Annotated in this window: 23 protein-coding genes; 12 read left to right on the top strand and 11 right to left on the bottom strand. The window is 67.5% G+C overall.

The features are described 5' to 3' along the window. Positions 1-25: 25 nt before the first annotated feature. Genes BN948_RS02275 through BN948_RS02260 form a run of 4 tightly spaced genes read right to left on the bottom strand, consistent with a single transcriptional unit; the run spans position 26 to position 6166 of the window. Positions 26-1051, bottom strand: a complete 1026-nt coding sequence (locus BN948_RS02275; RefSeq protein WP_009516530.1) for a Tim44 domain-containing protein — start codon at positions 1049-1051, stop codon at positions 26-28. A 58-nt stretch (positions 1052-1109) separates the two neighbouring features. Then, positions 1110-1841 (bottom strand): bifunctional demethylmenaquinone methyltransferase/2-methoxy-6-polyprenyl-1,4-benzoquinol methylase UbiE, encoded by a 732-nt coding sequence (gene ubiE / locus BN948_RS02270; RefSeq protein WP_009516529.1) that lies wholly within the window; start codon positions 1839-1841, stop codon positions 1110-1112. 16 nt (positions 1842-1857) lie between these two features. Beyond that, entirely contained in the window at positions 1858-2283 is a 426-nt protein-coding gene (locus BN948_RS02265; RefSeq protein WP_009516528.1) for a gamma-butyrobetaine hydroxylase family protein, read from the bottom strand. Positions 2284-2299: 16 nt separating this feature from the next. Beyond that, entirely contained in the window at positions 2300-6166 is a 3867-nt protein-coding gene (locus tag BN948_RS02260) for a DUF3683 domain-containing protein (protein WP_035620307.1), read from the bottom strand. A gap of 178 nt (positions 6167-6344) precedes the next feature. Here BN948_RS02260 and ugpB point away from each other — a divergent pair, with 178 nt between their 5' ends. The 5 genes from ugpB (at position 6345) to ugpQ (ending at position 11275) form a co-directional block, all read left to right on the top strand. Beyond that, complete coding sequence (gene ugpB, locus BN948_RS02255) at positions 6345-7664, top strand: sn-glycerol-3-phosphate ABC transporter substrate-binding protein UgpB (RefSeq protein WP_009516526.1); 1320 nt, start codon at positions 6345-6347, stop codon at positions 7662-7664. 107 nt (positions 7665-7771) lie between these two features. Then, entirely contained in the window at positions 7772-8653 is an 882-nt protein-coding gene (gene ugpA, locus BN948_RS02250; protein ID WP_009516525.1) for a sn-glycerol-3-phosphate ABC transporter permease UgpA, read from the top strand. A gap of 4 nt (positions 8654-8657) precedes the next feature. Then, a complete protein-coding gene (gene ugpE, locus BN948_RS02245) occupies positions 8658-9512 on the top strand; it encodes a sn-glycerol-3-phosphate ABC transporter permease UgpE (protein ID WP_035620304.1) in 855 nt (284 codons plus the stop codon). Between the two features lie 12 nt (positions 9513-9524). After that, entirely contained in the window at positions 9525-10535 is a 1011-nt protein-coding gene (locus tag BN948_RS02240) for a sn-glycerol-3-phosphate import ATP-binding protein UgpC (protein ID WP_009516523.1), read from the top strand. Then, the gene (gene ugpQ, locus BN948_RS02235; RefSeq protein WP_009516522.1) at positions 10532-11275 is read left to right on the top strand and encodes a glycerophosphodiester phosphodiesterase; all 744 of its coding nucleotides are present in this window, start codon (positions 10532-10534) and stop codon (positions 11273-11275) included. The genes BN948_RS02240 and ugpQ overlap by 4 nt, the downstream gene beginning before the upstream one ends. A gap of 4 nt (positions 11276-11279) precedes the next feature. On the opposite strand, the gene BN948_RS02230 is transcribed toward ugpQ, so the two are convergent. Next, on the bottom strand, positions 11280-11540 hold the full coding sequence (locus BN948_RS02230) for a hypothetical protein (protein ID WP_009516521.1): 261 nt from the start codon (positions 11538-11540) through the stop codon (positions 11280-11282). A 49-nt stretch (positions 11541-11589) separates the two neighbouring features. Here BN948_RS02230 and hemA point away from each other — a divergent pair, with 49 nt between their 5' ends. The 5 genes from hemA to BN948_RS02205 all read left to right on the top strand — a co-directional run bounded on the left by hemA (position 11590) and on the right by BN948_RS02205 (position 16401). After that, on the top strand, positions 11590-12882 hold the full coding sequence (gene hemA / locus BN948_RS02225; RefSeq protein ID WP_009516520.1) for a glutamyl-tRNA reductase: 1293 nt from the start codon (positions 11590-11592) through the stop codon (positions 12880-12882). A 62-nt stretch (positions 12883-12944) separates the two neighbouring features. Then, positions 12945-14030 carry a peptide chain release factor 1 gene (prfA, locus tag BN948_RS02220; protein WP_009516519.1) on the top strand — a complete coding sequence of 362 codons (1086 nt, stop codon included), beginning with the start codon at positions 12945-12947 and terminating at the stop codon, positions 14028-14030. Further along, complete coding sequence (gene prmC, locus BN948_RS02215; RefSeq protein WP_009516518.1) at positions 14027-14860, top strand: peptide chain release factor N(5)-glutamine methyltransferase; 834 nt, start codon at positions 14027-14029, stop codon at positions 14858-14860. Before prfA ends, prmC begins: the two co-directional genes overlap by 4 nt. 42 nt (positions 14861-14902) lie before the next feature. Continuing rightward, entirely contained in the window at positions 14903-15226 is a 324-nt protein-coding gene (gene grxD, locus BN948_RS02210; protein WP_009516517.1) for a Grx4 family monothiol glutaredoxin, read from the top strand. A gap of 167 nt (positions 15227-15393) precedes the next feature. Beyond that, on the top strand, positions 15394-16401 hold the full coding sequence (locus tag BN948_RS02205) for an AAA family ATPase (protein ID WP_009516516.1): 1008 nt from the start codon (positions 15394-15396) through the stop codon (positions 16399-16401). Positions 16402-16411: 10 nt separating this feature from the next. Here the strand turns inward: BN948_RS02205 and BN948_RS02200 are convergent, their stop codons facing one another. Beyond that, positions 16412-17038: a lytic transglycosylase domain-containing protein gene (locus tag BN948_RS02200; RefSeq protein WP_009516515.1), complete on the bottom strand. Its 627-nt coding sequence runs from the start codon at positions 17036-17038 to the stop codon at positions 16412-16414. Continuing rightward, positions 17035-18780 carry a proline--tRNA ligase gene (locus BN948_RS02195; RefSeq protein ID WP_009516514.1) on the bottom strand — a complete coding sequence of 582 codons (1746 nt, stop codon included), beginning with the start codon at positions 18778-18780 and terminating at the stop codon, positions 17035-17037. The genes BN948_RS02200 and BN948_RS02195 overlap by 4 nt, the downstream gene beginning before the upstream one ends. 166 nt (positions 18781-18946) lie before the next feature. Here BN948_RS02195 and BN948_RS02190 point away from each other — a divergent pair, with 166 nt between their 5' ends. Continuing rightward, positions 18947-19600: an RNA pyrophosphohydrolase gene (locus BN948_RS02190; protein ID WP_009516513.1), complete on the top strand. Its 654-nt coding sequence runs from the start codon at positions 18947-18949 to the stop codon at positions 19598-19600. Continuing rightward, positions 19597-20109 carry a CNP1-like family protein gene (locus tag BN948_RS02185; protein ID WP_009516512.1) on the top strand — a complete coding sequence of 171 codons (513 nt, stop codon included), beginning with the start codon at positions 19597-19599 and terminating at the stop codon, positions 20107-20109. Before BN948_RS02190 ends, BN948_RS02185 begins: the two co-directional genes overlap by 4 nt. 6 nt (positions 20110-20115) lie before the next feature. Here BN948_RS02185 and proB read toward each other — a convergent pair whose 3' ends face one another. The 4 genes from proB to rplU all read right to left on the bottom strand — a co-directional run bounded on the left by proB (position 20116) and on the right by rplU (position 23016). Continuing rightward, entirely contained in the window at positions 20116-21273 is a 1158-nt protein-coding gene (gene proB, locus BN948_RS02180) for a glutamate 5-kinase (RefSeq protein ID WP_009516511.1), read from the bottom strand. 18 nt (positions 21274-21291) lie between these two features. After that, positions 21292-22362: an Obg family GTPase CgtA gene (gene cgtA, locus BN948_RS02175; RefSeq protein ID WP_009516510.1), complete on the bottom strand. Its 1071-nt coding sequence runs from the start codon at positions 22360-22362 to the stop codon at positions 21292-21294. Positions 22363-22435: 73 nt separating this feature from the next. Further along, positions 22436-22693: a 50S ribosomal protein L27 gene (rpmA, locus tag BN948_RS02170; RefSeq protein ID WP_009516509.1), complete on the bottom strand. Its 258-nt coding sequence runs from the start codon at positions 22691-22693 to the stop codon at positions 22436-22438. An 11-nt stretch (positions 22694-22704) separates the two neighbouring features. After that, positions 22705-23016 carry a 50S ribosomal protein L21 gene (gene rplU / locus BN948_RS02165; protein ID WP_009516508.1) on the bottom strand — a complete coding sequence of 104 codons (312 nt, stop codon included), beginning with the start codon at positions 23014-23016 and terminating at the stop codon, positions 22705-22707. Between the last annotated feature and the right edge of the window lie 136 nt (positions 23017-23152).

The raw sequence follows: 23152 nt of genomic DNA, 5'->3' as shown, positions 1-23152 counted from the left end.
CGCGGCGGCGGGCACCGCAAAGCGCTTATTGCAGGGCTTGAACGCCGGCCACCAGCCAGCCACCGGGGCCGCTGCTGGGACGCGTGATGTTCCAGACCTCGCGGAAGGGGTTGGGACCTGCCGAGGGCTCCTCGCGGATCAGGCCGGAGAACTCCACGCTGGCCATGTACTCGCCATCCAGTTCCTCGATGCCCAGCAGCTGCGCCTCCAGCATCACCACCTCGGTGTGGTGGGCGCCGCCGCCCTGGCGCTCGCGCTCCGCCAACTGGCCCTTGATCTGCTCGAGCATGTCGTCGGTCATCATGGCGCGCAGGCTGGAGATGTCGGCCTTGTCCCAGGCCGACTGCAGGTTCACGAAGTTGGACTTGGAGGCCTTGAGGAAGCCATCGATGTCAAAGCCGGCCGGGATGCCCCAGGTCTGGCGGCCCAGCAGGGCCGAGCCGATCATGGAGCCGCCCTGACCATGGTCGAGCGAAGCGGGCGCGCTGCGCTCCCAGGGTCGCGCGGAGGCGTCGTTGCCGACGTTCTTGGGGCTGTAGCTGGCCGGCGCGGCGGGCTCGAGGTCGAGCGGTGCGCGTGCCGTGGCGCCGCCGGCGGCGCCTTGCCAGGCCAGGTCACCGCTGCGGTTGGCCGCCTGGGCCGGCGCCTTGCGGCGCATCACCATGCCGACGACGGCCAGCACCACCACCGCCAGCAGGGCGAACAGCAGGAACTGCGCGAAGGCTTCGCCGAAGCCCAGGGCAGAGGCCAGCCAGGCCAGGCCCAAGCCAGCCGCCAGGCCACCGAGCATGGCGCCCCAGGGGCGCTTGGGCGCGGCGGCCGCCGCGGGTGCGGTGGCAGGTCGCTGCGCCGCGCTGCTCTGGGTGGGCGCGGGTGCCGCCTGCTGGGCGGGCGCCTGATTGGGCGGGGTCGGCGCGTTGCTGCGTTGCGTCACGTTGCCGGACTGCTTGCCGATGGACAGGCCACCCCCCAGGCGCTTGGCCATGACGTCGGCGGAACCGACGGCCAGGGCGCAGGCCAGCAGGAAGGACCAGAGCTTGTGCTTCTTCATGTAATTTGCCTCCATTTGCGACGATTGCGCGTCCGACTGAGGGGCGAACCCGCCCCGTTCAACACTTGATGCCCAGGTGCAGGGCGACGACACCCCCGGTGAGGTTGTGCACGTCGACATGCCCGAAGCCGACCCCCTTCATCATCTGCCTGAGGCTTTCCTGGTCCGGGTGCATGCGGATCGACTCGGCCAGGTAGCGGTAGCTGTCGGCATCCCCCGCCACCAGTTGGCCCAGTTTCGGCAGCACATTGAACGAATACCAGTCGTACGCCTTCTCCAGCGGCTTGGCCACCCTGGAAAACTCCAGAACGAGCAGCCGGCCACCGGGCTTGAGCGTCCGATGCATTTCGGCCAGCGCAAGTTCCTTGTGCGTCATGTTGCGCAGGCCGAACGCCACCGAGACGATGTCGAAACTGGCGTCAGCGAAGGGCAGCTTCTCGGCGTCGCACACCAGGGTGGGCAGCACCACACCCGCGTCGAGCAGGCGGGTGCGGCCCTCGCGCAGCATGGCTTCGTTGATGTCGGTGTGCACCACGCGGCCGGTGGGACCGACCTGGCGCGCGAAGGCCAGGGCCAGATCGCCAGTGCCGCCGGCGATGTCGAGCACCTGCTGGCCGGGCTGGGCATTGGCCACCGTGGTGGTGTAGCGCTTCCAGATGCGGTGCAGGCCGCCCGACATCAGGTCGTTCATGACGTCGTAGCGCGAGGCGACGGAGTCGAACACGCCGCGCACGCGCTGCGCCTTCTCGCCCTCGTCAACCGTCTTGAAGCCGAAATGGGTCTGTGCCATGGGCGCTTTTCCCCTCTCAGTGGTGGCCGCAGCCGTGTCCGTGCGCATGGCCACCGGCCGCCTGCATGGGATCGTCGCGGTTCGCGCCCGCCGCCTGCAGGCGGGCCTCGTAGTCGGCCCAGAGCTGGCCTTGCTGCGAGCCCAGGAAGTACAGATAGTCCCAGGAAAAGATGCCCGATTCGTGACCGTCGTCGAAGGTGGGCTGCACGGCGTAGTTGCCGATGGGCGCCAGGCCCACGATGCGCACCTCGCGCTTGCCGGTCTGCAGCACTTCCTGCCCGGGGCCGTGGCCCTGCACCTCGGCCGAAGGCGAGTACACGCGCATCAGCTCGAAGGGGATGCGAAAGGTCTGGCCATCGGAAAAGGCCACCTCGAGCACTCGCGAGGCGCCGTGCAGGGTGATGTCCTGCGGAATAGGGGTATTGCGGTCCAGGCCAGCCATGGTCTTGTCTCCGGAATCAGACGAGGACGCGTTCGATGCCGCCCTGGTTGGCGCGCTCGACGTAATCGGGCAGCCAGTTCTCGCCGAGGATATGGCGCGCCATCTCGACGACGATGTAATCGGCTTCCAGCAACCCGTTCTGCAGGTCATCGCCGTAGCGGCTGAGGCCCTGCAGGCAGCTCGGGCAGCTGGTGAGGATCTTCACGTTGGCGTCGGCGGCCACGGCGCCGCTGGCGCGCAACGCGGCCTCGCCCTTGCGGATTTCCTCTTCCTTGCGGAAGCGCACCTGGGTCGACACGTCCGGCCGGGTGACGCCGAGCGTGCCCGACTCGCCGCAGCAGCGCTCGTTCTTGAGCACCTGATCGCCCACCAGCGCCTTGACCGTCTTCATCGGGTCCTGCAGCTTCATGGGGCTGTGGCAGGGGTCGTGGTACAGGTAGGCGCCTTTGGATTCGAGGCGGATGCCTTTTTCGAGCAGGTACTCGTGGATGTCGACGATGCGGCAACCCGGGAAGATCTTCTCGAATTCGTAGCCCTGGAGCTGGTCGTAGCAGGTGCCGCAACTCACCACCACGGTCTTGATGTCGAGGTAGTTGAGCGTATTGGCCACCCGGTGGAACAGCACACGGTTGTCGGTGATGATCTTCTCGGCCTTGTCGAACTGGCCCGAGCCGCGCTGCGGGTAGCCGCAGCACAGGTAGCCCGGCGGCAGCACGGTCTGCACGCCCGCGTGCCAGAGCATGGCCTGGGTGGCCAGGCCCACCTGGCTGAACAGGCGCTCCGAGCCGCAACCCGGGAAATAGAACACCGCCTCCGTCTCGGCCGTGGTGCCCTGGGGGTTGCGGATGATGGGGACGTAGTCCTTGTCCTCGATGTCGAGCAGCGCACGCGCCGTCTTCTTCGGCAGGCCGCCCGGCATCTTCTTGTTGATGAAGTGGATGACCTGTTCCTTCACAGGTGCCGGGCCCAGCGTGGCCGGCGGCGCGCCGGTCTGCTTGCGCGCCACGCGCTTGAGCAGGTCATTGGCCAGGCGCTGCGCCTTGAAGCCCACGCCCACCATGGCCGAACGCACGAACTTGATCGTCTCGGGGTTGGTGGCGTTGAGGAAGAACATGGCCGCCGCGTTGCCGGGGCGGAAGCTCTTCTGGCCCATCTTGCGCAACAGGTTGCGCATGTTCATGGTCACGTCGCCGAAGTCGATCTTCACCGGGCAGGGCGTGAGGCACTTGTGGCAGACCGTGCAGTGGTCGGCCACGTCCTCGAACTCCTGCCAGTGCTGGATGCTCACGCCGCGGCGAGTTTGCTCTTCGTACAGGAAGGCCTCGATCAGCAGCGAGGTGGCCAGGATCTTGTTGCGCGGGCTGTAGAGCAGGTTGGCGCGCGGCACGTGGGTGGCGCACACCGGTTTGCACTTGCCGCAGCGCAGGCAGTCCTTCACAGAATCGGCGATGGCGCCGATGTCGCTCTGCTGCATGATGAGCGATTCGTGCCCCATGAGGCCGAAGCTGGGCGTATAGGCGTGCGACAGGTCGGCCAGGTGCGCGCCGTCGATGGCGCCGCGCAGCAGCTTGCCCTTGTTGAAGCGGCCCTCAGGGTCCACCTTGGCCTTGTAGTCGGCGAAGGGCTTGAGCTCTTCGTCGGTGAGGTACTCGAGCTTGGTGATGCCGATGCCGTGCTCGCCCGAGATCACGCCGTCCAGGCCGCGCGCCAGCACCATGATGCGGTCCACCGCCTCGTGGGCGGTCTGCAGCATCTCGTAGTCGTCGCTGTTGACGGGGATGTTGGTGTGCACGTTGCCGTCGCCGGCGTGCATGTGCAAGGCCACCCAGACACGGCCCTTGAGCACGCGCTGGTGGATGGCGTTGCACTCGGCCAGCAGAGGGCCGAAGGCGGCCCCGTTGAAGATCTGCTGCAGCGGGGCGCGGATCTGCGCCTTCCAGCTGGCGCGAAGGCTGTGGTCCTGCAGCTGCGGGAACAGGCGCTCGACATCGTGCAACCAGCCGGTCCAGAGCGAGCGCACCTCGCGCACCAGGGCCAGGGCCTGCTGCACGCGGTCGCCCAGAAGTTCGGCGGTGGGGATCTCGCTGGCGTCGTCGCCCTTGCCCAGGGGCAGGTTGCCGCGCTGCAAGAAGGCTTCCAGCTCGTCGGCCAGGCGGATCTTGTTGCGCAGCGAGAGCTCGATGTTGATGCGCTCGATGCCCTCGGTGTACTCGCCCATGCGCGGCAGCGGGATCACCACGTCTTCGTTGATCTTGAAGGCGTTGGTGTGCTTGCTGATGGCCGCAGTGCGCTTGCGGTCGAGCCAGAATTTCTTGCGGGCCTCGGGGCTGATGGCGGTGAAGCCCTCGCCGTGGCGGGTGTTGGCGATGCGGATGACCTCGCTGGTGGCGCGGGCCACGGCGTCAGGGTCGTCGCCCACGATGTCGCCGATCAGCACCATCTTGGGCAGGCCGCCGTTGCCTTTCTTGCTCTTGGTGGCGTAGCCCACCGCCTTCAGGTAGCGGTCGTCCAGGTGCTCCAGGCCGGCCAGCAGCACGCCCGAGCGCTTCTGCTCGGCGAACATGAAGTCCTTGATCTCGACGATGCTGGGCACCGCGCCCTTGGGGTTGCCGAAGAACTCCAGGCACACGGTGCGGGTGTGCTCCGGCATGCGGTGCACGATCCAGCGCGCGCTGGTGATCAGGCCGTCGCAGCCCTCCTTCTGGATGCCGGGCAGGCCCGAGAGGAATTTGTCGGTGACGTCCTTGCCCAGGCCTTCCTTGCGGAAGGTCTTGCCCGGGATGGCCAGGGTCTCGGTGCGGCGCGGGGTCTTGCCGTCGGCCGCGTAGTACTTCAATTCGAAGGTGGCGACCTCGGCGTCGTGGATCTTGCCGCGGTTGTGGTCCAGGCGCGTCACCTCCAGCCACTCGGCCTGGGGCGTGACCATGCGCCAGCTCACCAGGTTGTCCAGCGCCGTGCCCCACAGCACGGCCTTCTTGCCGCCCGCGTTCATGGCGATGTTGCCGCCGATGCACGAGGCCTCGGCGCTGGTGGGGTCGACCGCGAACACGTGGCTGGCGCGCTCGGCCGCGTCGGCCACGCGCTGGGTGACCACGCCGGCTTCGGTCCAGATGGTGGGCAGGGGCTCGTCGTGGCCGGGCACCTTCACCCATTCCACCTCGGTCATGGCCTCGAGCTTCTCGGTGTTGATGACCGCGCTCTTCCAGGTGAGCGGGATGGCGCCGCCGGTGTAGCCGGTGCCGCCCCCGCGCGGAATGATGGTCAGGCCCAGGTCGACGCAACCCTGCACCAGGCCGGCCATTTCGGCCTCGGTGTCGGGCGTGAGCACCACGAAGGGGTACTCCACGCGCCAGTCGGTGGCGTCGGTGACGTGCGAGACGCGCGACAGGCCGTCGAACTTGATGTTGTCCTTGGCGGTGAGTCGGCCCAGGGCCTTCTGGGCGCGCTGGCGCAGCGCCGCCACTTCGTCAAAGGAGCGGGCGAAGGCCTGCACGGCGGCGCGCGCGGCCACCAGCAGTTCACCCACCAGGGCGTCGCGGCCGGGGTCGTCCGCCGGGGTGCGGCGTTTCTGCACCTCGGCCAGGCGGTGGTTCAGGGCGTCGACGAGCTGACCGCGGCGCTTGGCGCTGGAGAGCAGGTCGTCCTGCAGGTAGGGGTTGCGCTGGACCACCCAGATGTCGCCCAGCACCTCATACAGCATGCGGGCCGATCGGCCGGTGCGGCGCTCGCCGCGCAGACCGTCGAGCAGGGACCAGGAGCGCTCGCCCAGCAACCGGATCACGATCTCGCGATCCGAGAAGGAGGTGTAGTTGTAGGGGATCTCGCGCAGGCGGGGGGCGTCGTCCGTGGCGGTGAGCAGCGTGAGCGGTGTGGGGGCGTTCATGGGGCGCTCGGCACCGTCATAGGGCACCGAGGCGGGGATGGTATCGCAGTGCACCATCCCATCCCTTCCTTATGGAAACCCCGGTTGTCATACCCGGGCAACGCCTGTGCAATCGATCCGTCACACAAGACCGATAGCCTGCGGCTTCCGCAGTGTTCTACCCAACAGAGGAGCATCCATGAGATTCCGCTTCATGCCGCTGGCCGGCGCCATCACCCTGGCCGCCGCCTTCGCCGCCCCCGCCCACGCACAGACCGAAATCCAGTGGTGGCATTCCATGGGCGGCGCCCTGGGTGAATGGGTGAACGACCTGGCCAAGGACTTCAACGCCACCCAGACCCAGTACAAGATCGTGCCGACCTTCAAGGGCAGCTACGACGAGTCCATGACGGCCGCCATCGCGGCCTTCCGCGCCGGCAACGCCCCGCACATCCTTCAGGTGTTCGAGGTGGGCACCGCCACCATGATGGCCAGTCGCCAGGCCATCGTGCCGGTGGGCGAGGTGATGAAGAAGGCCGGCGTGACATTCGACCCCAACGCCTACGTGCCCGCCGTGGCCGGCTACTACACCGCACCCAACGGCCAGATGCTGAGCTTCCCCTTCAACAGCTCGACCACCGTCTTCCACTACAACAAGGACGCCTTCAAGGCCGCCGGCCTGGACCCCGAGAGCCCGCCCAAAACCTGGCCCGAAGTGGCCCTGGCCGCCGGCAAGCTCAAGGCCTCCGGCCACAAGTGCCCCTTCACCACGAGTTGGGTGAGCTGGACGCAGCTCGAGAGCTTCTCGGCCTGGCACAACATCGAATTCGCCACCCTGGGCAACGGCATGCGCGGCCTCAACACCCGCCTGAGCTTCAACGGGCCGCTGCACGTGCGCCACATCGAGAACCTGGCCAACATGGCCAAGACCGGCCTGTTCGTCTACAAGGGCCGCGGCAACGCCGCCGACGCCACCTTCGTCTCGGGTGAGTGCGCGATGGTCACGGGCTCGTCGGCGCTGTATGGGAACGTCAAGCGCAACGCCAAGTTCACCGGCGGCATCAGCACCCTGCCCTACTACCCCGACGTGGCCGGCGCGCCACAGAACACCGTCATCGGCGGCGCCAGCCTGTGGGTGATGTCGGGCAAGAAGGAGAACGAGTACAAAGGCGTGGCCCAGTTCTTCGCCCATCTTTCCAAGGCCGAGGAAGCGGCCAAGAGCCACCAGCGCACGGGCTACCTGCCGGTGACGATCGCCTCCTACCAACTGACCGAGAAGTCCGGCTTCTACAAGCAGAACCCGGGCACCGACGTATCGGTGGAACAGATGATCCGCAAGACCACCGACAAGTCACGCGGCATCCGCCTGGGCAATTTCGTGCAGATCCGCACCATCAACGACGAAGAACTGGAGCAGGTCTGGGCCGGCCGCAAGGCGCCCAAACAGGCGCTGGACGACGCCGTCAAGCGTGGCAACGAGTTGCTGGTCCGCTTCGAAGCCGCCAACAAAGGCAAGTGATGGCCCCCCGGGCGCCGCAGGTGCCCCGCCCGCCCCGCACCGGCGCAACCCGGGCGGGGCGGTTTTTGTTGTAGGGTCGCGCACCCTTCCTTCACGCACCTTCCCTCATGGAAAAACGCGTCCGATTCCGATCCGCCTGGCTGCCCTGGGCTTTGGTGGCACCGCAGATGGCCGTCGTGCTGGTGTTCTTCTTCTGGCCCGCCGCGCAGGCGCTATACCAGAGCGTGCTGCAGCAGGACGCCTTCGGCATCTCCACCGAGTACGTGGGCTTGGCCAACTTCGAGCGCCTGTTCGACGACCCGAGTTATCTGGCGTCGTTCAAGGTGACGGCCCTGTTCTCGGTGATGGTGGCCGGCTTCGGCCTGGTGATCGCCCTGCTGCTGGCCGTGATGGCCAACCGCGTGCTGCGGGGCGCCTCGGTCTACAAGACGCTGTTGATCTGGCCCTATGCCGTGGCGCCGGTGGTGGCGGGCGTGCTGTGGCTGTTCATGTTCGCCTCGCCCTATGGCGTGGTGGCGTACGCGCTGCGCTGGATGGGCATGGACTGGAACCACCTGCTGAACGCCGACCACGCGCTGGCGCTGATCGTGATGGCCGCCGTGTGGAAGCAGATCTCCTACAACTTCCTGTTCTTCCTGGCCGGCCTGCAGTCCATCCCGCAGTCGCTGATCGAGGCCGCCACCATCGACGGCGCCTCGCCCTGGCGGCGCTTCTGGACCATCGTCTTCCCGCTGCTGTCGCCCACCACCTTCTTCCTGCTGGTAATCAACATCGTCTACGCCTTCTTCGACACCTTCGCCATCGTGGACGCCACCACGCACGGCGGCCCGGGCAAGGACACCGCGATCCTGGTCTACAAGGTGTACTACGACGGCTTCAAGGCGCTGGACATGGGCGGCTCGGCCGCGCAGTCGGTGATCCTCATGGGCATCGTCATCGGCCTCACCGTTCTGCAGTTCCGCTTCGTCGAGAAGAAAGTGCAGTACTGACATGATGATCGAACGACGCCCCGTCCTCACCGCCGTCTCGCACCTGATCCTGATCCTGGGTGTGCTGGTCATCGCCTTTCCGGTCTACATCACCTTCGTCGGCTCCACGCAAACCGCCCAGGCGGTCTCCACCAGCAACCCGCTGTCGCTACTGCCCGGCTCGCACTTCTTCGAGACCTACAAACTCGCCCTCTTCGGCGGCAAGACCACCGGCGGCTCCACCATCGCTCCGGTGCTGCCCATGCTGTGGGTCAGCTTCGTCTGCGCCATGGTCATCGCCCTCGGCAAGATCGCGATCTCGCTGCTTTCGGCCTTCGCCATCGTCTATTTCCGCTTCCCCGCGCGCGGCCTGGTGTTCTGGATGATCTTCGTCACCCTGATGCTGCCGGTGGAGGTGCGCATCGGGCCAACCTACGAGGTGGTGTCCAACCTGGGCATGCTCAACAGCTACGCGGGCCTCACGGTGCCGCTGATCGCGTCCGCCACGGCCACCTTCCTGTTCCGCCAGTTCTTCCTCACCGTGCCCGACGAACTGGTGGAGGCCGCGCGCATGGATGGCGCCGGGCCCATGCGCTTCTTCTGGGACATCCTGCTGCCGCTGTCGCGCACCAGCATCGCGGCGCTGTTCGTCATCCAGTTCATCTACGGCTGGAACCAGTACCTCTGGCCGCTGCTGGTGACCACCAGCGAGGACATGTACCCGGTGGTGCTGGGCATCAAGCGCGCCATCTTCGGCGAGGTCTACGTGGAGTGGAACGTGGTGATGGCCACCGCCATCCTGGCCATGCTCCCGCCGGCCATCGTGGTCATCCTCATGCAGAAGTGGTTCGTCAAGGGCCTGGTCGACACCGAGAAATAAAGAGACAGATCGATGGCAACGCTGCAATTCAAGAACGTCATCAAGCAATACCGCCAGGGCAAGCAGTCCCTGCAAGTGATCCACGGCGTGAGCGCCGACATCGCCGACGGCGAGTTCATCGTGATCGTGGGCCCCTCGGGCTGTGGCAAGAGCACGCTGCTGCGCATGGTGGCGGGCCTGGAGGAGGTCACGGGCGGCGAGATCCTCATCGGCCCGCGCGTGGTGAACGAGCTGGAGCCCGCCGAGCGCGACATCGCCATGGTGTTCCAGAACTACGCGCTCTACCCGCACATGAGCGTGTTCGACAACATGGCCTACGGCCTGAAGATCGCCAAGGTCCCCAAGGACGAGATCAAGACGCGCGTGGACAAGGCCGCGGGAATCCTGGAACTGGGCCACCTGTTGGAGCGCAAGCCACGCCAGCTCTCGGGCGGGCAGCGCCAGCGCGTGGCCATGGGCCGCGCCATCGTGCGCCAGCCGCAGGTCTTCCTGTTCGACGAGCCGCTCTCCAACCTGGACGCGAAGCTGCGCGCGCAGACGCGCATCGAAATCCAGAAGCTGCACCGCGAGCTGGGCATCACCAGCCTGTTTGTCACCCACGATCAGGTGGAGGCCATGACGCTGGCGCAGCGCATGATCGTGATGAACGCCGGCCACATGGAGCAGTTCGGCACGCCGGAAGAGGTCTACAACCGCCCGGCCACCACCTTCGTGGCCAGCTTCATCGGCTCGCCGCCCATGAACCTGCTCAAGCAGGCACCGGGCGGGCGTGAGGGCCGCGTGCTGGGCATCCGCCCCGAGCACCTGGACGTGGGCACCGAGGGCTGGGCGCTGCAGGTGGAAACGGTGGAACTGCTGGGTGCCGAGCGCCTGGTGCACTGCCGCCTGGGCGAGCAGGCGGTGATCATCCGCACGCACGAGGACGAGGGCGCGCCGGCCGTGGGCAGCACCATCCACGCCAAGCCCCGGGAGGACCGGCTGCACTGGTTCGACGCGGCGTCCGGCCAGCGGGTCGAGCGGTGATCGCTCCCTGGCCCTACCCGCGCTGGATCGCGCACCGCGGCGCCGGCAAGCTGGCGCCCGAGAACACCCTGGCGGCCTTCCGCCTGGGCGCGGCGCACGGCTACCGCATGTACGAGTGCGACGCCAAGCTCAGCGCCGACGGCGTGGTCTTCCTGCTGCACGACGCCACGCTGGAGCGCACCACCAATGGCCAAGGTGTGGCCGGCGAGCGGCCCTGGAGCGAGCTGAGCCGTCTGGACGCCGGTGGCTGGCATTCGCGAGCCTTCGCAGGCGAGCCGCTGTGCACGCTGGAAGCGCTGGCGCGCCACTGTCAGGCGCAGCGGCACTGGCTCAACATCGAGATCAAGCCCACCCCCGGGCAGGAGCTGGCCACCGGCCGCGCCGTGGCCGCCGAGGCCAGGCGCCTGTGGGCCGGCCGGCCGGGCGATCCGCCACTGCTGACCTCGTTCCGCCCCGAGGCGCTGCAGGGCGCACGCGAAACCGCCCCCGAGCTGCCGCGCGGCCTGCTGATGGACGCCCCCTGGGACGGCTGGCAGCGCGTGGCGCGTGAACTGGGTTGCGTGGCCCTGGTCTGCAACCACGCCCTATGGGACCAAGCCCTCGTGGACCTGGCCCGCGCCGAAAGTTGGCGCGCCCTGGCCTACACGGTGAACGACGAATGGGCCGCGCAGCGGCTGATCGATCTGGGGCTGGACGGGGTCATCACCGACCGGGTGGACCTGTTCCCGCCCACGGCCTGAGCGTTCAGCGCCCGCGCAGCCACCAGGCCAGGCTGCCCTGTACCAGCACCAGGGCGGCGTAGGTCGCCACCCGGCCGTCGCGGCCGAAGACGACCAACCCCGTCAGCAGCACCAGTACCCCACCGGTGACCAGGATCGCCACCTGCGTGCCGCGCCCGAAGCGCCCCGCCCGGCGCAAGCGCAAACCCAGCGCCAGCACCAGAGCCACGCCCAGGGCCGGCGCGATGAAGGCCAACACATGCTCAAGGAGCAACATCGCGGTCATTGAGAATGATCAAGGCCGTTCATAAGCGCCAAATTTTATAATCCGGTGCATGTCTGTCTGGACGCTCGGCATCAACCACCAGACGGCCCCGCTCGACCTGCGGGGCCGTTTCGCGTTCGCGCTCGACCAGATCCAGCCCACGCTGCACACCCTGCGCAGCGCCTTGCCCCGCCAGCCCGAGGCCACCCTGCTGTCCACCTGCAACCGCACCGAGCTCTACGGCGCGGGCGACCCGGCCGTGCTGGACCCCACGCTGGACTGGCTGGCCCAGGCGGGCGGCGTCAGCTCCCAGGTGCTGCGCGACCACGCCTACGTGCTGCGCGACGACCAGTCCGCGCGCCACGCCTTCCGCGTGGCCAGCGGCCTGGACAGCATGGTGCTGGGCGAGGCCCAGATCCTGGGCCAGATGAAGGACGCCGTGCGCGCCGCCGACGAGGCCGGCGCCCTGGGCACCACCCTGCACCAGCTGTTCCAGCGCTCCTTCGCGGTGGCCAAGCAGGTGCGCAGCTCCACCGAGATCGGCGCCCACTCCATCAGCATGACGGCCGCCGCCGTGCGCCTGGCCTCGCAACTGTTCGAGGACCTGCGCGAGGTGCGTGTGCTGTTCGTCGGCGCGGGCGAGATGATCGAACTCGCCGCCACGCACTTCGCGGCCAAGACGCCACGGGCCATGGCCATCGCCAACCGCAGCATGGAGCGCGGCGAAAAGCTGGCCAGCCGCTTCGGCGCCCAGGTCATGCGCCTGGCCGATCTGCCCGAGCACCTGCATGAATTCGACGTGGTGGTGAGCTGCACCGCCAGCACCCTGCCGCTCATCGGCCTGGGCGCGGTGGAGCGCGCGCTCAAGAAGCGCAAGCACCGCCCCATGTTCATGGTCGACCTGGCGGTGCCACGCGACATCGAGGCCGAAGTGAAGGCACTGGACGACGTGTACCTCTACACCGTGGACGACCTGGCCACCGTGGTGCAGACCGGCAAGGACAACCGCCTGGCCGCCGTGGCGCAGGCGGAGGCGATCATCGACGCCGGTGTGCTGAGCTTCATGCACTGGATGGAGCGCCGCGATCCGGCCAACGGCGTGGTGCCGCTGATCCAGCAAATCAACGCCCAGGCCGACGCCTGGCGCGCACACGAACTCAACCGCGCCCGGCGCCTGCTGGCGCGCGGTGAACCGGTCGAGGCGGTGCTGGAAGCCCTGTCCAAAGGCCTCACCCAGAAGATGCTGCACGGCACCCTGGCCGAGCTGCACAGCGGCGATGCCGCCGCGCGCGCGGCCACGGCCGAGACCGTCTCGCGCCTGTTCCTGCGCGACGGCCGCCCGCCGCAAGACCCCCAGTCCTAGCCTGCCCGGCGCGTGGCGGCCGTGGCGCAGTGCCACGCGCGTGCCGCTGCCGGGCCCCATTCATGAAACCCTTCGTTCGCCACGCCCTGCTGAAACAGCGCGCCCGCCTCCACGAGCTCGACGCCCTGCTCTCGGCGCCCGACGTGGTGGACGACATCGCGCGCTTTCGCGCCCTGAGCCGCGAGCACGCCGAGGCCAGCGAGGTGGTGTCCGTGTTCGACCGCTTCCTGGCCCGGGAGGCCGACGAACAGGCCGCGCGCGAGATGCTGCGCGACCCCGAGATGGCCGCGATGGCGCAGGAAGAAATCGCCGCCTGCGAGACCGACATGGCCGCACTGGATGGGCAATTACAGACCCTGCTGCTGCCGCGCGACCCCGACGACGCCCGGCCGGCCTTCCTGGAAATCCGCGCCGGCACGGGCGGCGACGAATCGGCCCTGTTCGCGGGCGACCTGGCGCGCATGTACACGCGCTACGCCGATCGTCAGGGCTGGCGCACGGAAATCATGAGCGAGTCGCCCAGCGAACTGGGCGGCTACAAGGAAGTGGTCCTGCGCATCGAGGGCGACGGCGCCTATGGGCGGCTGCGCTTCGAATCGGGCGGGCACCGCGTGCAGCGCGTGCCGGCCACCGAAACACAGGGCCGCATCCACACCAGCGCCGCCACGGTGGCCGTGATGCCCGAACCCGACGAGGCGGTGGCCATCGAGCTCAACCCGGCCGAGCTGCGCATCGACACCTTCCGCGCCAGTGGCGCCGGCGGCCAGCACATCAACAAGACCGACTCCGCCGTGCGCGTGACGCACCTGCCCACCGGCATCACCGCCGAATGCCAGGACGGGCGCAGTCAGCACAGCAACAAGGCCAAGGCCCTGCAGGTGCTGGCCGCGCGCCTGCGCGAGAAAGACCGCGCCGAGCGTGCCGCCAAGGAGGCGGCCACCCGCAAGGGCCTCATCGGCAGCGGCGACCGCAGCGACCGCATCCGCACCTACAACTTCCCGCAGGGCCGGCTCACCGACCACCGCATCAACCTCACGCTGTACCAACTGGGCAGCGTGCTGGAGGGTGAACTGGACGAGGTGGTGCACGCCCTGCAGGTGGCGCGTGGCGCCGAGCTGCTGGCTGAGCTGGAACAGGCGGCGGCATGACGATTGCCGAAGCCTTGCGCGCATTGGTGGTCGACGGCGTGCCGCGCCTGGAGGCCCAGCAACTGCTGCTGCTGGCCCTGGGCCGTGACCCGCACGCGCGCGCCTGGCTGGCGGCGCACGATGAACTCACGCTGGACGACACCGCGCGCGCACACTTGGCCGCGCTGGCCCGGCGCCACCGTGAAGGCGAACCCATGGCCTACCTGCGCGGCGAGCAGAGCTTCCATGGGCTGACGCTGCGCGCCGACGCGCGCGCGCTGGTACCGCGCCCCGACACTGAAACCCTGGTGGACTGGGCGCTGGAGGTGCTCACGGACCTGCCGCCCGACGCACGGGTCATCGACCTGGGTACCGGCAGCGGTGCGATCGCCTTGGCCCTGCTGAGCGTCGCCCCGGACCTGCGCATGACCGCCACCGATGCCAGCGACACCGCCCTGGCCCTGGCGCGCGAGAACGCCGAGCGCCTGGGCCTGCGACCCCGCTTCGCGGCCGGCCCCTGGCTGGCCGCCGCGCCCGGCGAGCGCTTCGACCTGATCGTGAGCAACCCGCCCTACATCGCCGCCGCCGACCCGCACCTGACAGCCCTGCGCCAGGAGCCCCTGTCGGCCCTGGTCTCGGGCGCCGACGGGCTGGACGACATCCGCGTCATCGTGGACCAGGCCACCCGCGCCCTGGCGCCGGGCGGTTGGCTGCTGCTGGAACACGGGCACGACCAGGCCAACGCCGTTCAGGCTCTGCTGAGCGCGGCCGGCTTCGAGGCCGTGAGCGGCCGCACCGACCTGGCGGGCATCGTGCGCTGCAGCGGCGCCCGTTGGCCGTCGGCGCGATAATTCCTTCATTCCGGGGCCCGCCCCCGCCAGCAGGACCACGACATGAGCGACACCCAGACCCGCATCGACCAACTGGTCAAATCCCACGACATCGTGCTCTTCATGAAGGGCAGCGCCAGCTTCCCCATGTGCGGCTTTTCGGGCCGTGCGATCCAGATCCTCAAGGCCAGCGGCGTTGATCCCCGCACCCTGTTCACCGTGAACGTGCTGGAAGACGAAGCCATCCGGCAGGGCATCAAGGAATACAGCAACTGGCCCACCATTCCCCAGCTCTACGTGAAGGGCGAATTCGTCGGCGGCTCGGACATCATGATGGAGATGTACCAGTCGGGTGAGCTGCAGCAGGTACTCACCGCGCAGAACTGAACCCCCAACCGTATCCCCGCCGAAGCCGCCCAACGGGCGGCTTCGTGCTTTTTGCACGCTCGGCGCGAAAGTGAACTCCAGCGGGCCTTTTCCGGTCCTTATCAGCAGGTCGCTCAGGCACGACCCGTGCTTGAATGATCCAACCATCGCGTTCGTAGGAGAGTTCCATGAGCAACTCACGCAGCCTGGTCGCCTCACCTCCCCTGGGCCTGCCCATCGCCCAGATGCGCAGTGTGTTCAACGCCGAGGAAGTCGAGCGCCGACTGGCGAAGCTGCAGGCCAGCGGCAACGAACGCGAACACGAGGGCCTACGCAACACCTGGCAGCGCATGCTCGAACGCGGCCCGCAGCGCTTCGCGGTCAAGCCCTCGGGCCTGCCCGACATGGCCCCGCTCTACGAGCTGATGCCCAACTTCGGCGATGCGCTGGACGACGTGAAGCGCCACGTGGCGCTGAGCCAGGACAGCCGCGACAGCCTGGAGGTGACGCCCATGCTGCTGCTGGGCCCACCTGGCGTGGGCAAGACGCACTTCGCGCGCCAGATCGCCGAGCTGCTGGGCACCAGCATGAACCTGGTGCCCATGAGCAGCATGACCGCGGGCTGGCTGCTCTCTGGCTCCTCATCCCAATGGAAGGGCGCGCGGCCGGGCAAGGTGTTCGAGGCCCTGGTGGATGGCCAATACGCCAACCCGGTGATCGTCGTGGACGAGATCGACAAGGCCAGTGCCGACGCCCAGTATGACCCGCTGGGCGCACTCTACAGCCTGCTGGAGCACGACACGGCGCAGCACTTCGTCGACGAATTCGCTGAGGTGGCAATAGACGCCAGCCAGGTCATCTGGGTCACCACGGCCAACGACGAGCGCTCCATCCCAGAGCCCATCCTCAACCGCATGAACGTGTTCGAGATCCAGCCGCCCTCGCCCGAGGCCGCGCGCAAGATCGCGGCCAACCTGTACCGCGGCATCCGAGGCGAACACGACTGGGGCCAGCGCTTCGACCCCGAGGTTCCCGCCGACGTGCTGGACGTACTTGGCGGCCTGCCACCGCGCGAGATGCGCCGCGCGCTGGTCACGGCTTTCGGCAATGCTCGCCTGGACGAGCGCTACCGCATTGAGCCCGAGGACCTACCGCGCGGTGGGCCAGGCAAGGGCCGCATCGGCTTCCTGCAGTAAAGGGGATCGTTCAGGCGTCGGGGTGCGCCCACTGACGCGCCGCGGCCTGCACGGCATTGGGATACACGTCCTTGCCTCGGCTGCCGTTGTAGCGACCGAGGGCCATGAAGGCATTGCCGCGTTCGCGGTCAAGGTAGTGCCTCAGGATCACACAGCCGAAGCGCAGGTTGGTCTGCATGTGGAACAGCCCACCCACGTCGCCGTCGCCGATGAGGCGGGACCAGAACGGCATGATCTGCATGTAGCCGCGCGCGCCCACGCTGGAGATGGCGAACTTGCGGAACCCGCTCTCCACCTGAATGAGGCCCAGCACCATGGTGGTGTCCAGGCCCGCGCGGCGCGTCTCGTACCACACGGTCTGCAGGAATTCGATGCGGGTCTGGAAATCGGGCTTGCGCCGACGCAAGCGTTCGCTGTTGGCGCCCAGCCAGCGCAGGTACGCCAGGCGGCGCTCGGTGTCGTGGAACTCGGGAACCGGGGGTGATCCGTTGGCGATGGCCGCGCTCAAGGCGGTGCGCACAGAATCGGCCAGGGGCTCCTCGAGCTGGCCTGCACGCGCTGGCGGCAACCAGACGTTCCCCGCCAGAGCGGCCATGGCAGCCAACCCCTGGCGTCGGGTGAGGCCACCCTCGTTCATGCCGTGAGGCGGGCCTTCACGTAGGCCGCCACTTCCGCCAGCGGCACGGCCGTGGCCGCACTGTCGCGCCGGTGCTGGTACTCGGCCTGACCGGCCTTCACGCCGCGGTCGCCCAAGGTGATGCGATGGGGCACGCCGATGAGCTCCCAGTCGGCGAACATCGCCCCGGGTCGTTCTCCACGGTCGTCCAACATCACATCCACGCCTTGCTCCAGCAGCTCGGAGTAGAGATTCTCGGCGGCTGCCTTGACTTCCGGACTGCGGTCCATGCCGATCGGGCACACCACCACGGTGAACGGCGCGATCGCATCTGGCCAGACGATGCCGCGTTCGTCGTGGTTCTGCTCGATGGCCGCTGCCGGCAGACGCGTGATGCCGATGCCGTAGCAGCCCATCTCGAAAGGCTTGGGCTTGCCGTCCTCGTCGAGAAAGCTGGCATTCATGGAGCGGCTGTACTTGGTGCCCAGGTAGAACACGTGGCCGATCTCGATGCCACGCTCGATGGCCAGCACGCCCTTGCCGTCGGGCGAGGCGTCGCCTTCGACGATGTTGCGGATGTCCGCCACGCGCGTGGGTTCGGGCAGATCGCGGACCCAGTTGACGCCGGTGAGGTGCACGTCGACCTCGTTGCCACCGCAGATCCAGTCGGCCATGACGGCGACTTCGCGGTCCACCACCAGTTCCACTGCCTGCTTGAGCCCGATGGGGCCCAGGTAGCCGGGCCGGCAACCGAAGTGCGATTCGATCTCGGCTGGGGTGGCAAAACGCCAGCCTTCGTCGAGGCCGGGCACCTTGCCCACCTTCACCTCGTTCATGTCGTGGTCGCCGCGCAGCAGCAGCAACCAGACCTTGGACGACTTCACGAGGCCCGCTTCATCAAGTTCATCGGTGGCCAACACCAGTGACTTGACCGTGGTGGCCAGCGGCACCCCCAGCAGTTGCGCGACGTCGGCGCAGGTGGCCTTGCCGGGCGTAGGTGTGCGCGTGAGCGGATTGGCCGGCGCGGGGCGAGGGCCCTGGGGCGCCATTGCCTCGGCCTTTTCCATGTTGGCGGCGTAGTCGCTTGTGGGGCAATAGACGATGGCGTCCTCCCCCGTGGCAGCGATCACCTGGAACTCCTCGCTCAGGTCACCGCCGATGGCGCCGCTGTCGGCCGCGACTGCGCGGTACTTGAGGCCGAAGCGGTCGAAGATGCGACGATAGGCCTGTGCCATCACCTGATAGCTGCCCTTGGCGCTCGCCTCATCGCGGTCGAAGCTGTAGGCGTCCTTCATGATGAATTCGCGCCCACGCATCAGACCGAAGCGCGGCCGGCGCTCGTCGCGGAACTTGGTCTGTATCTGGTAGAGGTTCTTGGGCAACTGCTTGTAGCTGCGCAATTCCTGGCGTGCGATGTCGGTCACCACCTCCTCACTGGTGGGCTGAACGATGAAGTCGCGATCGTGCCGATCCTTGATGCGCAACAGCTCAGGGCCCATCTTCTCGAAGCGGCCACTTTCCTGCCAGTACTCGGCCGGCTGCACCACGGGCATGGTGAGCTCGACCGCCCCGGCGCGGTTCATCTCCTCGCGCACGATCCGCTCGACCTTGCGGATGACGCGCAGCCCCATGGGCATGTAGTTGTAGATGCCAGCCCCCAGCTTGCGGATCATGCCGGCGCGTGTCATGAGGCGATGGCTCACCACCTCGGCATCGGCGGGCGCTTCCTTGAGCGTGGTGATCAGGAACTGGCTGGCTTTCATGAAGGGGCCTGCACCGGGGGTGCGCGAAAGGGGTTCTGGAGGGGTGACTCCGGCGCCGCTTGCGGGTATATCCCTAGGCGGGACGCGGGGCCGTGCGGTGTGCGATCACTTCGCTGGGCGCGGGGTGCGATGCATAATGGTCGCAGTTCAAAAATCGAGGTTGATTATGCTTGACAGAGAGGGCTTCAGGCCCACTGTCGGCATCATTCTGCTCAACCAGAAAAACCAGGTGTTCTGGGGCAAGCGCATCCGCTCCCACTCCTGGCAGTTCCCGCAAGGCGGTATCGACCGCGGCGAAACGCCCGAGCAGGCGATGTACCGGGAACTGCACGAGGAAGTGGGTCTGCGCCCCGAGCACGTGGCCATCGTGGCCCGCACGAAGGATTGGTTGCGCTATGAAGTGCCTGACCGCTTCATCCGGCGCGATGCGCGTGGACATTACAAGGGACAAAAGCAGATCTGGTATCTGCTGCGACTGGTGGCACAGGACTGGCACCTGAACCTGCGCGCCACCAACCACCCCGAATTCGACGCCTGGCGCTGGAACGACTACTGGGTGCCACTGGACGTGGTCGTCGAGTTCAAGCGCGGCGTCTATGAGATGGCGTTGACCGAGTTGGCGCGCTATGTGCCACGTCATGAAGGCCACCGCAATCGCTATCTGCGCAACCACCAGAGTCGCGGCCCTCGTCAGGCCGAAACCGATCATGGCCCCGATACCGTGCCCTCGCCGCCACCCGGCCTGGAGTTGCCGCCCGGGGCCAGTTTCGACCCGGGCCCGCAACCGCTCACCAGCCCTCAGGGCATCGCTTCCAAATGAACAGCAGGTTCCTTCGCGCGGCGGTTTGCGCCGCCGCGCTCGTCACCGCGCACGGCACCACGTGGGCCCAATACCAGGAACCCGAGCCTTGGAAAGAAGCCGAGGTGGCCCTGCCCCAGCACTTCAGCACCGACAAGCTGGTCACCGTGAACATCGAGGACCGCTCGTCCTTCGAGTACGGCATCGACCCGGACACGCTGAGCGTCGGCACCGACGGCGTGGTGCGCTACGTCTTTGTCGCGCGCAGCCGCAGCGGGGCTGTCAACGTGCTGTACGAAGGCGTGCGCTGCAATGCGGCCGAAGTCAAGGTCTATGGCCGCTGGGACCCGGACAGCGCGAAATGGCGCACCAGTTCCACCGATGAATGGCAGGCCATGGACACGCGGGGCAGCACCCGCCGCGCGCTAAAGCTTGCGCAAACCGGCCTGTGCGACGGGCGCGCCCCGAACGGATCGCCGCGCCAGATCCTCGACACCCTGCGAAACGGCTTCACGTACCGCCTGCGCTGACGCGTCTCAGCCGCGGCTGAGCACCAGATTGTCGCGGTGGATCATCTCGGGCTCGGCGGTGTAGCCCAGCAGGCGCTCGAAATCGGCCGAGGATTTGCGGCACAGCAGCCGCGCCTCGGAACTGGCGTAGTTCGCCAAGCCGCGCGCCACCTCCTGGCCGCGCGCGTCGCGCACCGCGATCACGTCGCCACGCGAGAAATCACCCTCGACGGCGGTCATGCCGATCGGCAGCAGGCTCTTGCCTTCGCTGGCGATCTTGGCTGCCGCGCCGTCGTCCACCACCACCGCCCCTCGCATCTGCAGGTGATCGGAGATCCAGCGCTTGCGCGCCTGGTGCTTGGCCGTCTGCGCCACGAGCGCCGTGCCGATGGCCTCCCCCGCACACAGGCGCAGCAGCACGTCCGGCTCGCGCCCCCAGGCGATCACCGTCGATGCACCGGACGCCGCCGCGCGCTTGGCCGCCAGGATTTTGGTGATCATGCCGCCCTTGCCGATGCCGCTGCCCGCCCCACCCGCCATCGCCTCCAGCGCAGGATCGCCCGCGCGCGCCGCGTGCACGAAGCGCGCGGCGGGGTCGCGCCGGGGGTCGGCCGTGTAGAGGCCTTTTTGGTCGGTCAGGATGATCAGCACGTCGGCCTCGACCAGGTTGGCCACAAGCGCGCCCAGCGTGTCGTTGTCACCGAACTTGATCTCGTCGTTGACCACCGTGTCATTCTCGTTGATCACGGGCACGACACCCAGCTGCAGCAAGGTGCGCAGGGTCGAGCGGGCGTTGAGGTAGCGCTCGCGATCGGCCAAGTCCGCGTGGGTCAGCAAGACCTGGGCGCTGCCCACGCCACAGGCGCGCAATTGGGTCTCGTACATCTGCACCAAGCCCATCTGCCCGACAGCAGCGGCGGCCTGCAACTCGTTCACCTCGTGCGGCCGTTTGCTCCAACCCAGGCGCTTCATGCCCTCGGCGATGGCGCCACTGCTCACCATGATGAGCTCGCGTCCCTGTTGAACCAGCGCCGCCAGTTGCTGGCTCCAGTGCCGGATGGCTTCCTCGTCGAGGCCTCGGCCCTCATTGGTCACCAGACTGGAGCCGACCTTGACAACGATGCGGCGCGCTTGGCGCACGAGGTCGGCCGCTTCGCTGGCCGTGCTGTCGAGGACCTGGCTCATGGTGTCAATGGAATCGGATCAATCGTTGTCGCCCGCCACGAAGCGGGGGTCGACCTCTTCAGGCTCCTGCTCCTGACGGCGCAGTGCCTCGATGTGTTCATACGCCTTCTGCACCAGCCGCTCGCAGCCCTCGCGCGTCAGCGCCGAAACCTCGAACACCGGGCCCCTGTACCGCAGGCGACGTACGATGTCGCGCACGCGCGCTTCGCGTACCTCGACGGGCAGCATGTCCACCTTGTTGAGCACCAGCCAGCGAGGCTTGGCGTGCAGCGCCGGGTCGAATTTCTTGAGCTCGGCCACGATCGCCTTCGCTTGCGCAACTGGATCCACGGTTTCGTCGAAAGGTGCGGCATCGACCAGATGCAGCAACAGGCGCGTGCGCTGCAAATGGCGCAGGAACTGGTGCCCGAGGCCGGCACCCTCCGACGCGCCTTCGATCAGGCCGGGCACGTCCGCCACCACGAAGCTCTTCTCGGGACCCACGCGCACCACACCCAGGTTGGGGTGCAGCGTGGTGAAGGGGTAGTCTGCGATCTTCGGCCGGGCATTCGAGACGGCCGCAATGAGGGTGGACTTGCCAGCGTTGGGCATGCCCAGCAAGCCCACATCGGCCAGCACCTTGAGTTCCAACTTGAGCGTCTTGCGCTCACCGGGCCAACCGGGCGTCTTCTGCCGCGGCGCGCGGTTGGTGGAGCTCTTGTAGTGCATGTTGCCAAAGCCGCCGTCGCCGCCCTTGGCCACCATCACCCGCTCGCCGGGCTGAAGCAGCTCGCACACCACCTGGCCCGACTCGGCGTCGCTCACGATGGTGCCGACCGGCACCTTCAGCACTACGTCCTCGCCCTTGACCCCGAACATGTCGGAGCCCTTGCCGTGCTCGCCGCGCTGCGCCTCGAAGCGCCGGGTGTAGCGGAAGTCGACCAGGGTGTTCAGGCTCGCATCGGCCAGCATGATCACATGGCCACCCCGTCCGCCGTCCCCGCCATCCGGGCCACCGAACTCCTTGTACTTCTCGTGCCGGAACGAGGCGCACCCGTTCCCGCCATCGCCGGCGGCGACGTCGATGGTGGCTTCGTCAACGAATTTCATGCGGTGCCAATGCTAGCTGAGGGCAACAAAAAGGCCCGCGTCCGCGGGCCTCTTGCGCGAGGATCGTGCGGGATCAGGCCGGAGTGACGCTGACCACGTGACGACCCAAGGCACCCTTGACCGCGAACTGCACATGGCCGTCTGCGGTGGCGAACAGGGTGTGGTCCTTGCCGACGCCCACGTTGGTGCCGGGATGGAATTTGGTGCCGCGCTGACGCACGATGATCGAGCCGGCCGAAACCAGTTCGCCGCCGAACGCCTTCACGCCGAGCATCTTGGGCTTGGAATCGCGCCCGTTGCGGGTAGAGCCGCCGCCTTTTTTCTGTGCCATCTTGCTGCTCCTTAGCCCGAAATCGAAGCGATTTCGATCTCGGTGAAATTCTGCCGGTGACCCTGGCGCTTCTGATAGTGCTTGCGACGGCGCATCTTGAAGATGCGCACTTTGTCGTGACGACCGTGCGCCACTACCTTGACCGTGACCGATGCGCCGGAGACCAAGGGAGTGCCCACTTTCAGCTCGGTGCCGTTACCGACAGCCAAAACCTGATCGAACACGATCTCTTGGCCCACATCCGCAGCAATCTGTTCTACTTTAATTTTTTCGCCGGCAGCCACGCGATATTGCTTGCCACCGGTTTTTATGACCGCGTACATAGGAACCTCTTGAAGTTGGCCTTGCAGCGCCTGGCCCTGACAGCCGGCAAACCTACAAAGGCTATCGGCAGACGGATTTCCGCCGAACCGAGGATTATAGCCATCGGGGCCATCCCAGGCAAATTGCCCCTCAGCT

It is taken from the genome of Hydrogenophaga intermedia, from assembly GCF_000723405.1.
In the GTDB taxonomy this organism is placed as follows: domain Bacteria; phylum Pseudomonadota; class Gammaproteobacteria; order Burkholderiales; family Burkholderiaceae_C; genus Hydrogenophaga; species Hydrogenophaga intermedia.
Note: the sequence above shows the minus strand (reverse complement) of the source record. Positions and strands in the feature narration are given on the sequence as shown.

Bases quoted from the DNA above. Each gene is read 5' to 3' on its own strand.
- BN948_RS02275 (WP_009516530.1), bottom strand. From the start codon at position 1,051: ATGAAGAAGCACAAGCTCTGGTCCTTCCTGCTGGCCTGCGCCCTGGCC.
- ubiE (WP_009516529.1), bottom strand. From the start codon at position 1,841: ATGGCACAGACCCATTTCGGCTTCAAGACGGTTGACGAGGGCGAGAAG.
- BN948_RS02265 (WP_009516528.1), bottom strand. From the start codon at position 2,283: ATGGCTGGCCTGGACCGCAATACCCCTATTCCGCAGGACATCACCCTG.
- BN948_RS02260 (WP_035620307.1), bottom strand. From the start codon at position 6,166: ATGAACGCCCCCACACCGCTCACGCTGCTCACCGCCACGGACGACGCC.
- ugpB (WP_009516526.1), top strand. From the start codon at position 6,345: ATGAGATTCCGCTTCATGCCGCTGGCCGGCGCCATCACCCTGGCCGCC.
- ugpA (WP_009516525.1), top strand. From the start codon at position 7,772: ATGGAAAAACGCGTCCGATTCCGATCCGCCTGGCTGCCCTGGGCTTTG.
- ugpE (WP_035620304.1), top strand. From the start codon at position 8,658: ATGATCGAACGACGCCCCGTCCTCACCGCCGTCTCGCACCTGATCCTG.
- BN948_RS02240 (WP_009516523.1), top strand. From the start codon at position 9,525: ATGGCAACGCTGCAATTCAAGAACGTCATCAAGCAATACCGCCAGGGC.
- BN948_RS02230 (WP_009516521.1), bottom strand. From the start codon at position 11,540: ATGACCGCGATGTTGCTCCTTGAGCATGTGTTGGCCTTCATCGCGCCG.
- hemA (WP_009516520.1), top strand. From the start codon at position 11,590: ATGTCTGTCTGGACGCTCGGCATCAACCACCAGACGGCCCCGCTCGAC.
- prfA (WP_009516519.1), top strand. From the start codon at position 12,945: ATGAAACCCTTCGTTCGCCACGCCCTGCTGAAACAGCGCGCCCGCCTC.
- prmC (WP_009516518.1), top strand. From the start codon at position 14,027: ATGACGATTGCCGAAGCCTTGCGCGCATTGGTGGTCGACGGCGTGCCG.
- grxD (WP_009516517.1), top strand. From the start codon at position 14,903: ATGAGCGACACCCAGACCCGCATCGACCAACTGGTCAAATCCCACGAC.
- BN948_RS02205 (WP_009516516.1), top strand. From the start codon at position 15,394: ATGAGCAACTCACGCAGCCTGGTCGCCTCACCTCCCCTGGGCCTGCCC.
- BN948_RS02200 (WP_009516515.1), bottom strand. From the start codon at position 17,038: ATGAACGAGGGTGGCCTCACCCGACGCCAGGGGTTGGCTGCCATGGCC.
- BN948_RS02195 (WP_009516514.1), bottom strand. From the start codon at position 18,780: ATGAAAGCCAGCCAGTTCCTGATCACCACGCTCAAGGAAGCGCCCGCC.
- BN948_RS02190 (WP_009516513.1), top strand. From the start codon at position 18,947: ATGCTTGACAGAGAGGGCTTCAGGCCCACTGTCGGCATCATTCTGCTC.
- BN948_RS02185 (WP_009516512.1), top strand. From the start codon at position 19,597: ATGAACAGCAGGTTCCTTCGCGCGGCGGTTTGCGCCGCCGCGCTCGTC.
- proB (WP_009516511.1), bottom strand. From the start codon at position 21,273: ATGAGCCAGGTCCTCGACAGCACGGCCAGCGAAGCGGCCGACCTCGTG.
- cgtA (WP_009516510.1), bottom strand. From the start codon at position 22,362: ATGAAATTCGTTGACGAAGCCACCATCGACGTCGCCGCCGGCGATGGC.
- rpmA (WP_009516509.1), bottom strand. From the start codon at position 22,693: ATGGCACAGAAAAAAGGCGGCGGCTCTACCCGCAACGGGCGCGATTCC.
- rplU (WP_009516508.1), bottom strand. From the start codon at position 23,016: ATGTACGCGGTCATAAAAACCGGTGGCAAGCAATATCGCGTGGCTGCC.